This window comes from Janthinobacterium rivuli (assembly GCF_009208735.1).
Lineage (GTDB): Bacteria > Pseudomonadota > Gammaproteobacteria > Burkholderiales > Burkholderiaceae_D > Janthinobacterium.
In genome coordinates this window covers 394,171-407,387 of record NZ_WFLJ01000001.1, presented here as the reverse complement: position 1 = coordinate 407,387, position 13,217 = coordinate 394,171, and the positions used below count along the sequence as shown (strand labels likewise).

The window sequence follows — 13,217 nt, the reverse complement described above, 5'->3', positions numbered from 1 at the left end:
AAACGCTGGTCCGGCGGGGCGCCCCATGTATTGACTTAATAAATGATAATCATTATCATTTGTTTGAAAATATCAGCATGCACTTTGATTGAAGGATGGGAATGAAGCACACTGACTTGTCGCGCCACCTGGCCCGCCCCTTGCCGGGAGCGGAGCATGCATAGTGCGGGCGCCGCCGACAAGGCCAGGAACAACGCCAGCCGCGCCGTGTGGCTGAAGAACTTGCATCAATGGCACTGGATCAGCTCGGCACTTTGTTTGCTGGGCATGTTTTTGTTCGCCATCACCGGCATCACCCTGAACCACGCCAGCCAGATCGAGTCGAAACCATCGATTACGCGCCAGAAGGCGCAGTTGCCGGCCCCGTTGGTCACGGAACTGGCCGCCTATGCCGCCAAGCACGATGGCGCGAATGCGCCCATGCCGGCCGCCGCGGAAACCTGGCTCAAGCAGCAGTGGTCGCTCAACGCGGGCGGGCGTCCCGCCGAATGGAGCGTCGATGAAGTCTATCTGCCGCTGCCCAAGGCGGGCGGCGACGCCTGGGTGCGCATCGGCCTGGAAGACGGCGCCGCCGAATACGAATTGACGGACCGGGGCTGGGTGTCCTGGCTCAACGACGTGCACAAGGGTCGCAACACGGGCGTGGCCTGGAACTGGTTCATCGATATCTTTGCCGGCGCCTGCATCGTGTTTTGCCTGACGGGCCTGCTGATTTTGAAGTTCCACGCGGCCAACCGGCCATTTACCTGGCCGATGGTTGGCCTCGGCATCTTGATACCTTGCGCGATCGCCTTGCTGTTTATCCACTGATCGTTTTTATTTTTCCTTTTTACAGGCACACCATGAAATTACGCTACTCCCTGGCGCTTGGCCTTCCCCTGATCGGTACGTCGGCGATGGCGGCCGACCTGGCCCTGAAGCTTGAAATCCCGCAATTGAACGTGGCGGAATACCACCGTCCCTACGTGGCGGCATGGCTGGAAACGGCCGATCAAAAGGTCGTCGGCAATCTGACGGTGCTGTATGACGTGAAGAAGAAGGACAAGGCCGGCGAAAAATGGTTGAAGGACATGCGCCAGTGGTGGCGCAAGAGCGGCCGCGACCTGGCCATGCCCGTCGACGGCGTCAGCGGCGCCACGCGCGCGCCGGGCGAACATACGCTGACGTTCCCCGGTGCCAAGGCCTTGCTCGACAAGCTGCCGGCCGGCGAATACCAGGTGGTGGTCGAAGCGGCGCGCGAAGCGGGCGGACGCGAACTGGTGCGCGTGCCGTTCCAGTGGCCGCTGAAATCGGCCCAGTCCGTGCCTGCCAAGGGCAAGGAAGAACTCGGCAACGTCGTCGTCCAACTCAAACCTTAAGGCGCCCCTACCATGTTGAAGCAACTCAATAAACCGTTGATCGCCCTGGCCCTGGCCGGCCTGGCCATGAACGCCCACGCCCACCGCGGTTGGATGGTGCCTTCGAGCACGATGGTGGAAAGCAAGGACGCCTGGGTCACGGTGGATGCGGCCGTTTCCGACGGCCTGTTCGAAATCGACCACCAGCCGCTGCGCCTGGACGCGCTGCAAGTGATCGGTCCGGACGGCGCGAAAGTCACGCCGGCGAACACCGTCACGGGCCGCTTGCGCAGCGTCTTCGACGTGAAAATGGAAAAGCCGGGCACGTACAAGGCGGCCATCGTGTCGCAAAACGTCATGGGCAGCTACAAGCTCAATGGCGAGCAGAAGCGTTTCCGCGGTAACGAGGAAACCTTCAAGAAGGAAGTACCGGCCGATGCGCAAGAATTGAAAATCACGCGCACGGCGGCGCGCCTGGAAACCTTCTTCAGCAATGGCGAAACCAGCACGGAAGTGTTCAAGCCGACGGGCGTGGGTCTGGAATTCGTGCCCGTGACGCATCCGAACGATTTGCGCGCGGGCGAGAAAGCCACGTGGCGCTTCCTGGTCGACGGCAAGCCGGCGGCGAACCAGGCCTTCAGCCTGGTGCCGGGCGGCGTGCGCTACCGTGGCGTGCTCGGTGAAATCCGCCAGAGCACGGATGCCAAGGGCGAGATCACGTTCACCGTGCCGGCGGCCGGCATGTATTACCTGAGCAGCACCTGGCCGGCGGCCGCCCCGGCCGTGGCCGGCCAGCCGCCAGCCATGCCCGAGCGCCGCATGACATACGCCGCCACCGTGGAAGTGCTGCCGCAGTAAGCGGCGGCAGCTTCGCGAACGAGAGCATCGATGCGCCGGGTCCTGCTGCCGCAGCATATTTCCGATGAGGTCGCGCCGCCCGGCGCCGCGATCCGGGATGTGCGCGGCCTGACGATGGGCACCAGCTGGTCGGTGCGACTGCTGGAGTCCGCCATGCCGGGACGCGCGGGCAGCGCCGACTTGCAGCAAGGCTTGCAGCAGCAGCTGGACCTGGTCGTGGCGCAAATGAGCCATTGGGACGAGGACTCGGACCTGGGCCGTTTCAACCGGGCCGAACCCGGCAGCTGGCACAGCCTGCCCGCCGCGTTTTGCGAAGTGCTGGGCTTTGCCATGCACGTCTCGCAGGCGTCCGGCGGCGCATACGACCCGTGCGCCGGCGCGCTCGTCAACCGGTGGGGCTTCGGCCCCCGCCACCGCTACGATGAGCCCGGCTTCCTTCCTCCCAAAGACGATACCGTGGCCTTGCTGCTGTCGCAGCGCCAGCGCCGCCGCCTGGAGCTGGACTTGCCGGCCCGTCGCGCGCGCCAGCCGGGTGGCTTGCAGCTCGATTTATCGGCCATCGCCAAGGGCTATGGCGTGGACCGCCTGGCGCGCTACCTGGACAGCCAGGGCATCGGCCATTACCTGGTCGAAGTGGGCGGCGAGCTGCGCGGCGCCGGCAGCAAGCCCGACGGCCAGCCGTGGTGGGTGATGCTGGAGCAGGTCGATGGCGCCGCCGATAGTGCCGACAATGCACGGCATCCGCCTGAAATGCTGCTGGCGCTGCACGACTTGTCCGTGGCGACCTCGGGCGACTACCGGCGTTTCTTCGAGGATGGCACAGCGCGCTTTTCCCATACGATCGATCCGCGCAGCGGCATGCCGATCGCTAATCAACTCGCCTCCGTCACCGTCGTGCATGAGCAATGCATGGCGGCCGACGCCTGGTCGACGGCCCTGACGGTGCTCGGTGCCGAGGCCGGCATGGCGCTGGCCGAGGAGCAGGGCCTGGCCGCGCGCTTCCTGCGGCGCGATGGCGACGGCTACCATGAAACGCTGAGCAGCCAGCTGCTGGCCATGCTCGACGAATGAACGATTGATTCCATGATTTTTACGCACGATACGACGCGGCTGGCCTTGCTGGCCGCCCTGTCCCTCAGTTACGCGGGCGTGTGCCTGGCGCCCTGGCTGCGCGCGCGCGCCAGACGCCGCGCGTCCGACGCCGCCAAGGCGGCCTTGGCCGACAGCCGCCCCTGGCTGGTGGCGTATGCGAGCCAGACGGGCAACGCCGAAGAGCTGGCCTCGCAAACGGCGCAGAGCCTGCAGCTGGCCGGTATCCCCGTGCGCCTGTGCGCGCTGGCCGACCTCACGGCCAAGGATTTGCAGCAAGCGGAGCGGGCCTTGTTCCTGGTCAGCACCTATGGCGAGGGCGACGCGCCCGACAATGCGGCCGCCTTCATGGGCAGGCTGATGTCGGGAGAACTGGCGCTGCCGCAATTGCATTATTGCGTGCTGGCCCTGGGCGACCGCAGCTATGGCCAGTTCTGCGGCTTCGGCCGCACGCTCGATGTCTGGCTGGCGGAGCAGGGCGCTTCGCGCCTGTTTGAGCGCATCGAGGTCGACCGCAGCGCCAGCGCCGCCATCGAGCAATGGTTCCAGCACCTGAGCCACCTGGCCGGCACCAGCGACGCGCCCGACTGGAGCGCCCCCGCGTTTGGCGACTGGCGATTGACGCAGCGGCAGTTGCTCAATCCCGGCAGCGCCGGCGGCGCCATCTATCACGTGGAACTGGCGCCTGTGGCCGGCAGCCTGCCGGAATGGCAGTCGGGCGACCTGGTGCAGGTGGCCGCGCCGCTTGATCCTGCGCAACCGCGCGAATACTCGATCGCCTCGATCCCGCACGATGGCGGCGTGCACTTGCTGGTGCGCCAGCATGCGCATCCGGACGGCAGCCTGGGCCTGGCTTCGGGCTGGCTCACGTCGCAAGCCGCTGTCGGCGATGTGGTGCAGCTGCGCTTGCGCCAGCACCGGCGTTTTCGCCTGGAAGACAATGCCCAACGACCGTTGATTTTGATCGGCAACGGCAGCGGCATCGCCGGCTTGCGCGGCCATTTGAAAAGCCGCGTGCTGGCGGGGCAGCGGCGCAATTGGCTGATCTTTGGCGAGCGCAACGCGGCACACGATTTCCATTATCGCGAAGAAATTGAACGGTGGCACGCCAGCGGCGACTTGCCGCGCCTGGACCTGGCGTTTTCGCGCGACCAGGCCGAGCGGCTGTACGTGCAGGACCGCCTGCGCGGCAATGCCGACGAGGTGAAACTGTGGCTGCGGCAGGGCGCGGCCATCTATATCTGCGGCAGCCTGGCCGGCATGGCGGGCGGCGTCGACCAAGCGCTGCAAGAGATACTGGGCCGGCCCGCGCTCGACGCGCTGGCGGCCGAAGGGCGCTACCGGCGCGACGTCTACTGAGTCTTGACGCCGCCAGCGCGTTCGCGCACACACGGCTATCATGATTGTTTTATCCGCCGAGGAGACACAGCATGAGCGACAGCATCTACGACATTCCCTTGCGCCGCATCAATGGCGAACCCACCAGCCTGGAGGCGTACCGGGGCAAGGTCGTGCTGGTGGTCAATGTCGCCTCCGCCTGCGGCTTGACGCCGCAGTACGCAGGACTGGAAAAACTCTACGCCGACAAGCAGGCCGAGGGCCTGGTGGTGGCCGGTTTCCCCGCGAATGAATTCGGCGCGCAGGAGCCGGGCAGCAATGCCGAAATCGCCGATTTTTGCCGCGGCACCTTTGGCGTGCAATTTCCCCTGTTTGAAAAAATCGTCGTCAAGGGCCCGGGCCAGCATCCGCTGTACCAGCGCCTGGTGCAAGAGCAGCCGCAGGCGCAGGAAAAGCCGGGCAGCGATTTCCGCGCCAAGCTGGCCGGCTACGGCATCACGCAGGAGCAGCCCAGCGACGTGCTATGGAATTTCGAGAAGTTTTTGATCAACAGGGAGGGTAAGGTGGTGGGGCGTTTCGCGCCCGACACCACGGTCGACGATGCGATCCTGCGCGAGGCCATCGCGCGCGCGTTGCAGGCCTAAGTTTAGGCCTGGCTCAGTCGGCGGCGTCCAGGGCGGCAGGTTCCATTTCTCCACTCACTTCCTGCAAGCCGCGCGCCAGGCTGGAAATGCTGGGGTTGTCGATGAAGACGCAGCGCTTGCCCGTGCGCTTGCAGTAATCCTTCACGCGCCAGTAGGCGCTGTGGCTGATGCAGCCCGTCTGGCATATCACCAGGTCGGCCGCCGCCAGGCTCGAATCGAGCAGGTTGGCATTGTCTTCCAGGCCGCCGTCGTGGTGGGCGAATTGCGCGCCGACCCGCTCGATCAGGGCGCGGTAGGTGGCGACATTGCCGCTGCGCCCGCCCACGCACAGCACGCTTTGATCGACCAGGCGGATCGGCATTTTCAGCTTGCCGCCCGTCGGCACTTCCAGCTTCGGCGCCGGTGGCGGCACGGCCGCGCTCGGACGTGGCTGGGCTTGCTTCAATTCCGCGATTTGCTGGCGCAATTCCTTTTCGCGCGCATCCATTTGCGCCAGGCGTTCGACCAGGCGCGTGCGCGATTCCAGCGCCGGGATGGCCGCCTGCAGCTGCGCCAGCTCCGCGCGCAAGCCGTCGATCACGCTATCCTTGCCGATCGCTTCGGCACGCGTGCGCAGCAGCACGGCTTCCTGGCGTTCCAGCTCGCCCGTCTTTTCCATCAGTGCGGCCTGGCTGCGCTGTTGCAGCTTGGCCAGTTCGTGCGCCAGACGCGCATTTTCTTCCTGCAAGGCCGTGAATTTACTCATGTCGGCGCGTACGCAGGCGCCCGCCTGGTGCTGGATCATGTGCAAGTCGCGGCACATCTGCTCTTCCAGTTCGGCGTCGCAGCGCGGGTGCGTCAGGCCGGCCCAGAAAGCGCCCGACACGTCGCCGTTGGCGACGGCCGTGCGCCACAGTTGCGCTACCTGCTCCGTGGTCTTGGCGCCGCGAAAGCGCAGGATCACGGGGGCGTAGCGGCGTTCGAGTTCCTTTTGCAGCGCTTCGGACAGGCGGTTGCGCGCGCCGCATTCCGTCACGGCGCCCACATGCACTTCATAGTCGTCGGCCAGCACGCGCCCGCCCGTCATCTTGCCCACCAGCTTGCGCAGATAGCCCAAGGGCAAGCCCACGCCGACCAGCGGGCAATGACAGGTATGCGACAGTTCCCACAGCCGGCGGCGGCGTGAAGCGAGCGCGGCCGTTTCGGCCCCGTCGCTGGAACAACGGCTGATGACGGGCAGGGACTGGTCTTTGTCACACATGGCGATATCCTGTTGGGCGATGCGGATGGAAAAGAAATTATTGCGGCAGGGGCGAGGCGGGGCGCTTGGCGCTCAGCAGGCGTGCCAGGCGTTCAAGCAAGGTGGTCCTGGGTGGCGCAGGCCGGTGCAGCGCCACCAGCGCGGCCCATTGCTGCGACAGTTGCTGGCAGGTCGTTTGCAGCACGGGCCCCAGGCCGGGCGAACTCGACAGCACTTGCAGATGGCGTTCGATGACACCGGCTAACTTCTCGCAGGGGCTGCCCGCATGGTAGTGCGACATCAGGTGCAGCACGGCCGACAGCAGCAATTCAGGCTGTTGGCCTTGCGGGGAAGGAAACATCGGGGAAGGTCGGTCGTTCGCCATCAAACACTCCTGTGCGGTGGTTTGGCTGGCTGCGCGCACGGAGCGCGACTGGCTGGCGAGTGTGGTGACTGGCTGCCGTGCTGCTTCAGGCAGTCAGGATCAGCTTGTTCAATTGGGTGACGCGCAGACGATAGATCTTGCCGCTGTGCTCAATCTCCACTTCGCGGCCCTGCTGCAGCAGCGCTTCGCTGGTGATGCGGCGCGCCGGCTGGGTCATGCTGACGGGAGGACGGACGTGGGCGCTGGCGGCATCCTGGATCAAGGCTGGTTTTGAGCTTTGCATGTTGGGCTTTCTTTGTCTCAGTTGAGAATGATTCGTATTTGCATTATTGTTGAATGTGGCCCGAAAAGCAAGGCTTATTTGTGCGCCATCCGCGCTTTTTTTATGTTGGCGCGGCAGCATGGCGGAGGGGCGGGGCAAAGGCGGCCGCTGGCGCGGCTTGGCAGGGGGGCGGCAGCAAAAAAGACCCGGCAAGGCGGTGCGCCTTGGCCGGGTCAAGCCTGTGCCAAGCTTGAAGAAATCGGGATGGGGCTAGATGGTGGCCAGCAATTGCGCCGAGGCGTTGGCGGCCGCGGTGGTGTCGGCCTTGAGTTTGGCGGCGGCCAGCTGCTTGGCGCGCGAGCGCGACGGCGGCAGGCGGCGCAGGGTTTTCAGGGCGTCCGGATCCTTGATGCCGATGGTGCGCTGGTCGACCGTGATCAGGCCGATTTCATTGAAGGCGGACAAGGTGCGGCTGACCGTTTCCAGGGTCAGGCCCAGATAGCTGCCGATTTCATGGCGCGTCATGCGCAGGTTGAACAGCTTGCTCGAGTAGCCCATCTGCGCGAAGCGGTCGGCCAGCGAGACGAGGAAGCGCGCCACGCGGGCTTCGGCGCTGAGGGCGCCCAGCATGCCGATCATCGCTTGCTCGCGCACCAGTTCGCGGCTCATCACGCCATACATGACATTTTCCAGTTCCAGGTGGACACGGCCCAGCGCCGTGAGTTTCTTGAACGGCAGCAGGATCAGGTCGCAGTCGGACAGGGCCACCGCTTCCGAGGAGTAATGGCGCGAGTGGATGCCGTCGACGCCCAGCATGTCGCCCTTCATGGGAAAGCTGAGTACCTGTTCATTGCCGAATTCATCGATGAGCACGGTTTTCAGGAAGCCCGAATTGACGATGTACAGGGTGTCGAACGGCTGGCCGATGGTGTGCACGCGCTGGCCCGTCTTGAATTGCACGTGCTGGAACAGCAGTTCGTCGGCCGCGATGGTGCAGGCACTGGAGATATGCAGCAGGTCGCACACCTCCTTCAGGTTCGACCATAGCCGGCCCTGGCGCTGGCGCCCCGCTTCCATCGGAGAGGAGGGGGCCAGCGATGGAGAGGCGGCGCGGGTTTCAGGCGTTTGCGTGGACAGCATGTTCATCTCCTGGTGACAGGTAGTGCAGAGTTGAATGACGGGGTGCGCAGGGCGGCGGGCGGGTAAGGGGCGGCGCGCGTCCAGGCAGATAAAGCTCAATTCGCTGACGACTTGCTGTGTGATGAAATAACTTCCCAGCAACTTGATTACTGGTTTCAGTATGCCAACAACCGTATGCAATTAATATCAGCAGTGGCTGAATATGGCAGTAGGAGCTGTGGTGGATGAAGTAGGATTGTTCCTACAGTCGACGCGCGGGCGCGCGCCTCTGTATTTAGGTCTTGAAGGGGGAGAGCAGGCGGTGCGCCACGGCATACTGGACCATTTCCGACAAGGAGCTCATGCCCATCTTTTGCATGATGCGCGTCTTGTGCGTACTCACCGTTTTGACGCTCAGGTGCAGATTGTTGGCAATTTCCGTGATCGACTTGCCTGCCACCAGCAGGGAAAAGACTTCGAATTCGCGGTCCGACAACTGTTTATGCAGCAAGCTTTCATTCGGCATCATGATATTGAGCACGAGCTGCTCTGCCACCTCGGCGCTGATGTAGGGACGTCCCGACGCCACCTTGTGGATGGCGCCCACGAGCTGGGTGCCCGCGCTTTCCTTGGTCAGATAGCCTTGCGCGCCGGCGCGGATGGCGCGCACCGCATATTGCTCTTCCTCGTGCATGGTGAGGATCAGGATGGACAGCTTGGGCGCCTCGCTGCGGATTTGCCGGATCAGGTCGACACCGCTGCGGCCCGGCATCGACAGGTCGAGCAGCAGCAGGTCGAAGCCGCCCTGGCGCACATGGTTGAGTACTTCAAAACCGTCGATGGCTTCACCCACGATGTCGATATCCGGCGCGCCGTCAAGGATGCGCTTCAATCCTTCGCGCATGATGGTGTGGTCGTCGGCAATCACAATACGTATCATAGGCAGGCAATCTGGAGGCAGTCCGTCACCGGACAATCAAATGTTAAGAAACGAGAAACGTTGTCATTTTAACCGAAGCGGCCGCACAGTGCCTTTTTTTGATGTGCAGGCAACGGCGGCCCCCGTGGTCATGTGACCTCCTATTTTGCTGGAGGTTCCTTGATCAGCCTATGCACGAGCACGGGCAATTTGGAGTGCGACAGCACCTTGTTGGTCACGCTGCCCAGCAGTAACTGTCCCCAGCCGCTGCGGCCATGCGAGCCCATGAAAATCAGGTCGCATTGCTGCAATTGCGCCACTTCCACGATTTTCAGGGCAGGGCTGTCGGAAAAGGCCGTCAAGCCCGTCGCTTGCAGGCCCCGCTTGGCAGCCGCGTCGAGGATGGGCTGCCAGTGGTCGGCGCCCGCCTTGCGCATGGCGATGCGGTATTCCTCTTCACTGGGATAGCTTGGCGGAATGATTTCGATGTAGACCGGGTACTGGTACTCGGGCGCCACGTATACGGCGAGGATGTCGGCGTGCATCTGTTCGGCAAAGGCAACGCCGGCACAGGCCGTCAAGTTGGAGACGGTGGAGCCGTCCGTGGCGATCAGAATTTTCTTATACATGGCAGGTCCTTTGACAGTGACTCAGCGCGCGCAACGCCTCTTATTGTAGTCGTGGCGGCAGCATTGTATTCATGTAAAGACTTGATAATTATCAATACTCTTGCACCTTCAGTATAGACAACATTGGCAGAAAGATCGTGTTTTAGCTGCCATGACGTCCGTATGACGCTGTTACGCAGGCGCCCGCGTGCAGGATTTCTTGTGCGCCGCGTGGTCTTGCACGCACGCCAATGGTAGTATTTCAAAATACAACAGCAGGAACACTTATTTCCTGGTGGAAAAGCTCTTGTGGGCCTGCTTTGCACCAGGAAGCGCGTTTTGAGATTTACCAACAGGGCGGCGCCCTGCTACACTCGCACCATCGCAGCGGTATTGCCTCAAATCATCTTAATCGAGAAATTGTGGGTATCAGTCTGTAAAACGCACAGTTCAGGCGGAATTTTGACAAATTATGGAGAAGCAGGGATATGACCAACGCCGCTGATGATTTCGATGCATTATTCGATGAAGTATCCGCGCAAAGCGCGGCCGCAGCCACGCCGGCGTCTGCCGCCGCGCCCGCTCCTGCCGTGATCGCGGATGATGATTTTGACGCGCTGTTCGACTCCGTGTCGGCCAGCGCCGCCGTGCCGCCGCCGGTGGCTGTCGAGCCCGCCGCGCCGCAGGCGTCGCCTGCCGCCGACGCGCCTGGCGAAGCGGCCGACCCGGTCGACCAGTCCGACAAGCCGATGTTCGAACGCCTGGGCGGCATCGTGCGCCTGCTGCATGATTCGCTGCGCGAACTGGGCTACGACAAGGCCTTGACGGAAGCGTCGTCGCAGATCGTCGACGCCCAGGATCGCCTGGAATATGTCGCCACCCTGACGGAACAGGCCGCCAACAAGGTGCTCAATACGCTCGACGAAGGCATGCCGGCGCAAGACGTGCTGTCGAAGAAGGCCAAGGAGATGGATGGCCGCTGGACGGACCTGTTCGACGGCAAGCTGAGCCTGGAAGAATTCAAGGCCCTGGCCGGCGATTCGCGCCAGTTCGCGCAAGCCGTTGCCGAAGCGACGGAGGCGGAGAAAGCGCGCTTGCTGGAAATCATGATGGCCCAGGACTTCCAGGACATCACGGGCCAGCTGATCAAAAAAGTGGTCAACATCACCAAGACGGTGGAAAACGAGCTGGCCCAGCTGCTGCGCGACAACGCGCCGGCCGAAGTGCGCGAAAAACTGGCGCAAAAGCCGGTGCCGCTGATGCAGGGCCCGTCCGTGCCGTCGGTGGCGCTGGACCAGGATAATGTAGACGACCTTCTTGCGGATTTGGGATTCTAATGGACGATATGCTCAAGGATTTCGTCGTTGAGGCGATGGATCTTGCGGTTAATGTTGAAGAGCACTTATTGCGCCTCGAGCGTGATCCTGACAACAAGGAAACACTGAATGCCGTGTTTCGTTCTTTCCACACCATCAAGGGTGGCGCCGGCTTCATGGGCCTGCCCGCGCTGGTGGCGGCCTGCCATCTGACGGAAAACCTGTTTGACGCCTTGCGCACGGGCGCCGCGCCCGTGACGCCGATCGCCATCGAGGCGGCGCTGCAGGCGTCCGGTTTCGTCGCCGACCAGCTGACGGAACTGGCCAATGGCGCCGCGCCGGAAAGCTTGCCGGCCATGCCGGAAGAGCTGGAACACATCCTGACGAACGCCATCGAAGGCAAGGGCATGGATGCGCCCGCGCCGGCCGCCGCCGTGGTGGCGGAAGTGGCCGTGGTCGTTGCCGAGGTGGCCGAAGTTGCCGTGGCGGCGCCTGCCGCCGCCATTGCCACCGCCAGCGCCGATGGCCTGGACTGGGAAGGCATGTATAACGCCGTCGTGCCCGAGGGCAGCCGGGTCGCTGCCGCGCCGGTGTCCGCCGCCGCCGCCGCGCCTGCCGTCGTGGCCGCCGCGCCTGCCGCTGCCGCCGCCAAACCGGCCGCCAAGGCCTGGGATGGCGCGGAACGCCGCGAAGAGCGGCCGGAAGTGCGCCATGCCGCACCCGTCAAGGAAGACAGCATCCGCGTCGACGCCGTCAAGCTCGACGCGCTGCTGGAAGTGGCCGGCGAATCCGTGCAGGCCGCCAACCAGGCTGCCGTGCTGCTCGAGCGCTTGCTGCAATTCAAATTCGAAGGCCAGGCCGCCACCTTGATGGCGACCCTGGCGGAAACCCTGGAACGCGCTTCGCGCTACTCGACGGAACTGCAGCGGGCCACCTTGGCCACGCGCATGCAGCCTGTCGGCCGCCTGTTCCAGAAGTTCCCGCGCCTCGTGCGCGAACTGGCGAAAGATCTGGGCAAGGATGTCGAGCTGACCATCGAAGGCGCGGAGACGGAAGTCGACCGCGTCGTGGTCGACAGCCTGTATGATCCGCTCGTGCACATGCTGCGCAACTCGCTCGACCATGGCGTCGAGTCGCCGGAAGCGCGCCTGGCTGCCGGCAAGCCCGCCAAATCGTATATTTCGCTGAAAGCCTGGCAGGAAGCCAACAGCGTCATGATCGTGCTGCAAGATGACGGCAAGGGCATGGACCCGGCCTTCCTGCGCAGCAAGGCCCAGCAAAAGGGCTTGATCAGCGAAAACGCGCAGTTGAGCAATGACGAATGCTTCCAGCTGGTGTTCCTGCCGGGCTTCTCGACCAAGGAAGTCGCTTCCAGCGTCTCCGGGCGCGGCGTGGGCATGGACGTGGTGAAAACGGCCGTGGAGAAAAACCGCGGCGCCATCCACATCGAATCCATGCTGGGCAAGGGCACGAAGTTCGCGATCCGCCTGCCGATCGAACTGTCGATCGTGCCGACCATGCTTGTGTCGACCTCGGGCGCCGCGCTGGCGCTGCCGATGGCGGTGGTGCAGCGCGTCGTCGAATTGCCGGAAACCTTCATGGAAGTGGGCGGCGCGCCTGTGTTGAAAGACCAGGGTCGTCCATTGCCCGTGCGTTCGCTGGCCGGCGCCCTGGGCTATGAATCGTGCAGCGAGCGCGTCGGCATTGTTGTCGCTGCGCCACAGCCGTACATTCTCGCCGTGGAAGCCGTCGATGGCACGGCCGACCTCGTGATCAAGCCGATGACGGCCATCACCGTGGAAGGCATTACCGGTACTGCCCGCTCGGCCGAAGGCGAGCTGGTGCTAGTCGTGGGCCTATCTTTCCTGATGGATGGTTGCAGGGGAAGTGTGCGCATGGCTGCCTGATAACACAGGCCAGTTCACACCCAGCCCGCTGCAGACCTCTGCAGCGGGCTTTTTTTTCGGCTTTTTTCGATTTTTATTCGCCCCGCCGGCATTTTGGCGGATTTTCGTATCAGCAATTTTTTCGCCATATCCGCAAAGCGCGCCGAATTTTGTATCGCCCATCCCACGCTGGGGCGGCTTTTGCTTCTGCATTGCACAATATATGGCATAATCATT

14 protein-coding genes are annotated in these 13,217 nt (G+C 63.4%); 8 read left to right on the top strand and 6 right to left on the bottom strand.

What is annotated here, in order from left to right:
- Positions 1-156: 156 nt before the first annotated feature.
- The 6 genes from GCN78_RS01895 to GCN78_RS01870 all read left to right on the top strand — a co-directional run bounded on the left by GCN78_RS01895 (position 157) and on the right by GCN78_RS01870 (position 5,266).
- Positions 157-810, top strand: coding sequence for a PepSY-associated TM helix domain-containing protein (locus tag GCN78_RS01895; protein ID WP_152250155.1), 654 nt, complete (start codon positions 157-159; stop codon positions 808-810).
- 32 nt (positions 811-842) lie between these two features.
- On the top strand, positions 843-1,358 hold the full coding sequence (locus tag GCN78_RS01890; protein ID WP_099403641.1) for a DUF2271 domain-containing protein: 516 nt from the start codon (positions 843-845) through the stop codon (positions 1,356-1,358).
- A gap of 12 nt (positions 1,359-1,370) precedes the next feature.
- Positions 1,371-2,195, top strand: a complete 825-nt coding sequence (locus tag GCN78_RS01885; protein WP_099410037.1) for a DUF4198 domain-containing protein — start codon at positions 1,371-1,373, stop codon at positions 2,193-2,195.
- 30 nt (positions 2,196-2,225) lie between these two features.
- Positions 2,226-3,266 carry an FAD:protein FMN transferase gene (locus GCN78_RS01880; RefSeq protein ID WP_152250154.1) on the top strand — a complete coding sequence of 347 codons (1,041 nt, stop codon included), beginning with the start codon at positions 2,226-2,228 and terminating at the stop codon, positions 3,264-3,266.
- 12 nt (positions 3,267-3,278) lie between these two features.
- Complete coding sequence (locus GCN78_RS01875; protein WP_152250153.1) at positions 3,279-4,643, top strand: sulfite reductase subunit alpha; 1,365 nt, start codon at positions 3,279-3,281, stop codon at positions 4,641-4,643.
- Between the two features lie 71 nt (positions 4,644-4,714).
- Positions 4,715-5,266: a glutathione peroxidase gene (locus tag GCN78_RS01870; RefSeq protein WP_152250152.1), complete on the top strand. Its 552-nt coding sequence runs from the start codon at positions 4,715-4,717 to the stop codon at positions 5,264-5,266.
- Positions 5,267-5,279: 13 nt separating this feature from the next.
- Here GCN78_RS01870 and GCN78_RS01865 read toward each other — a convergent pair whose 3' ends face one another.
- The 6 genes from GCN78_RS01865 to GCN78_RS01840 form a co-directional block, all read right to left on the bottom strand.
- Positions 5,280-6,506 carry a DUF2325 domain-containing protein gene (locus tag GCN78_RS01865; RefSeq protein WP_152250151.1) on the bottom strand — a complete coding sequence of 409 codons (1,227 nt, stop codon included), beginning with the start codon at positions 6,504-6,506 and terminating at the stop codon, positions 5,280-5,282.
- A gap of 37 nt (positions 6,507-6,543) precedes the next feature.
- A complete protein-coding gene (locus GCN78_RS01860; protein WP_193316574.1) occupies positions 6,544-6,870 on the bottom strand; it encodes a hypothetical protein in 327 nt (108 codons plus the stop codon).
- Positions 6,871-6,955: 85 nt separating this feature from the next.
- Positions 6,956-7,153, bottom strand: a complete 198-nt coding sequence (gene hemP, locus GCN78_RS01855; RefSeq protein WP_133989939.1) for a hemin uptake protein HemP — start codon at positions 7,151-7,153, stop codon at positions 6,956-6,958.
- Positions 7,154-7,402: 249 nt separating this feature from the next.
- Positions 7,403-8,209 carry a Crp/Fnr family transcriptional regulator gene (locus GCN78_RS01850; RefSeq protein WP_077409233.1) on the bottom strand — a complete coding sequence of 269 codons (807 nt, stop codon included), beginning with the start codon at positions 8,207-8,209 and terminating at the stop codon, positions 7,403-7,405.
- 337 nt (positions 8,210-8,546) lie between these two features.
- Positions 8,547-9,191 (bottom strand): response regulator, encoded by a 645-nt coding sequence (locus GCN78_RS01845; protein WP_034783426.1) that lies wholly within the window; start codon positions 9,189-9,191, stop codon positions 8,547-8,549.
- Between the two features lie 140 nt (positions 9,192-9,331).
- Entirely contained in the window at positions 9,332-9,799 is a 468-nt protein-coding gene (locus GCN78_RS01840; RefSeq protein ID WP_070260284.1) for a universal stress protein, read from the bottom strand.
- Between the two features lie 467 nt (positions 9,800-10,266).
- On the opposite strand from GCN78_RS01840, the gene GCN78_RS01835 reads away from it, so the two are divergent.
- Together GCN78_RS01835 and GCN78_RS01830 are read left to right on the top strand one after the other, a co-directional pair.
- Positions 10,267-11,115: a protein phosphatase CheZ gene (locus GCN78_RS01835; protein ID WP_152250150.1), complete on the top strand. Its 849-nt coding sequence runs from the start codon at positions 10,267-10,269 to the stop codon at positions 11,113-11,115.
- Entirely contained in the window at positions 11,115-13,001 is a 1,887-nt protein-coding gene (locus tag GCN78_RS01830; protein WP_152250149.1) for a chemotaxis protein CheA, read from the top strand. The genes GCN78_RS01835 and GCN78_RS01830 overlap by 1 nt, the downstream gene beginning before the upstream one ends.
- Positions 13,002-13,217: the final 216 nt, after the last annotated feature.

What these genes read in the sequence shown, in the direction of transcription:
- GCN78_RS01845 (WP_034783426.1), bottom strand. Translation starts at nt 9,191, where the DNA reads ATGATACGTATTGTGATTGCCGACGACCACACCATCATGCGCGAAGGA.
- GCN78_RS01850 (WP_077409233.1), bottom strand. Translation starts at nt 8,209, where the DNA reads ATGGAAGCGGGGCGCCAGCGCCAGGGCCGGCTATGGTCGAACCTGAAG.
- GCN78_RS01890 (WP_099403641.1), top strand. Translation starts at nt 843, where the DNA reads ATGAAATTACGCTACTCCCTGGCGCTTGGCCTTCCCCTGATCGGTACG.
- hemP (WP_133989939.1), bottom strand. Translation starts at nt 7,153, where the DNA reads ATGCAAAGCTCAAAACCAGCCTTGATCCAGGATGCCGCCAGCGCCCAC.
- GCN78_RS01875 (WP_152250153.1), top strand. Translation starts at nt 3,279, where the DNA reads ATGATTTTTACGCACGATACGACGCGGCTGGCCTTGCTGGCCGCCCTG.
- GCN78_RS01880 (WP_152250154.1), top strand. Translation starts at nt 2,226, where the DNA reads ATGCGCCGGGTCCTGCTGCCGCAGCATATTTCCGATGAGGTCGCGCCG.
- GCN78_RS01835 (WP_152250150.1), top strand. Translation starts at nt 10,267, where the DNA reads ATGACCAACGCCGCTGATGATTTCGATGCATTATTCGATGAAGTATCC.
- GCN78_RS01885 (WP_099410037.1), top strand. Translation starts at nt 1,371, where the DNA reads ATGTTGAAGCAACTCAATAAACCGTTGATCGCCCTGGCCCTGGCCGGC.
- GCN78_RS01895 (WP_152250155.1), top strand. Translation starts at nt 157, where the DNA reads ATGCATAGTGCGGGCGCCGCCGACAAGGCCAGGAACAACGCCAGCCGC.
- GCN78_RS01830 (WP_152250149.1), top strand. Translation starts at nt 11,115, where the DNA reads ATGGACGATATGCTCAAGGATTTCGTCGTTGAGGCGATGGATCTTGCG.
- GCN78_RS01870 (WP_152250152.1), top strand. Translation starts at nt 4,715, where the DNA reads ATGAGCGACAGCATCTACGACATTCCCTTGCGCCGCATCAATGGCGAA.
- GCN78_RS01840 (WP_070260284.1), bottom strand. Translation starts at nt 9,799, where the DNA reads ATGTATAAGAAAATTCTGATCGCCACGGACGGCTCCACCGTCTCCAAC.
- GCN78_RS01860 (WP_193316574.1), bottom strand. Translation starts at nt 6,870, where the DNA reads ATGGCGAACGACCGACCTTCCCCGATGTTTCCTTCCCCGCAAGGCCAA.
- GCN78_RS01865 (WP_152250151.1), bottom strand. Translation starts at nt 6,506, where the DNA reads ATGTGTGACAAAGACCAGTCCCTGCCCGTCATCAGCCGTTGTTCCAGC.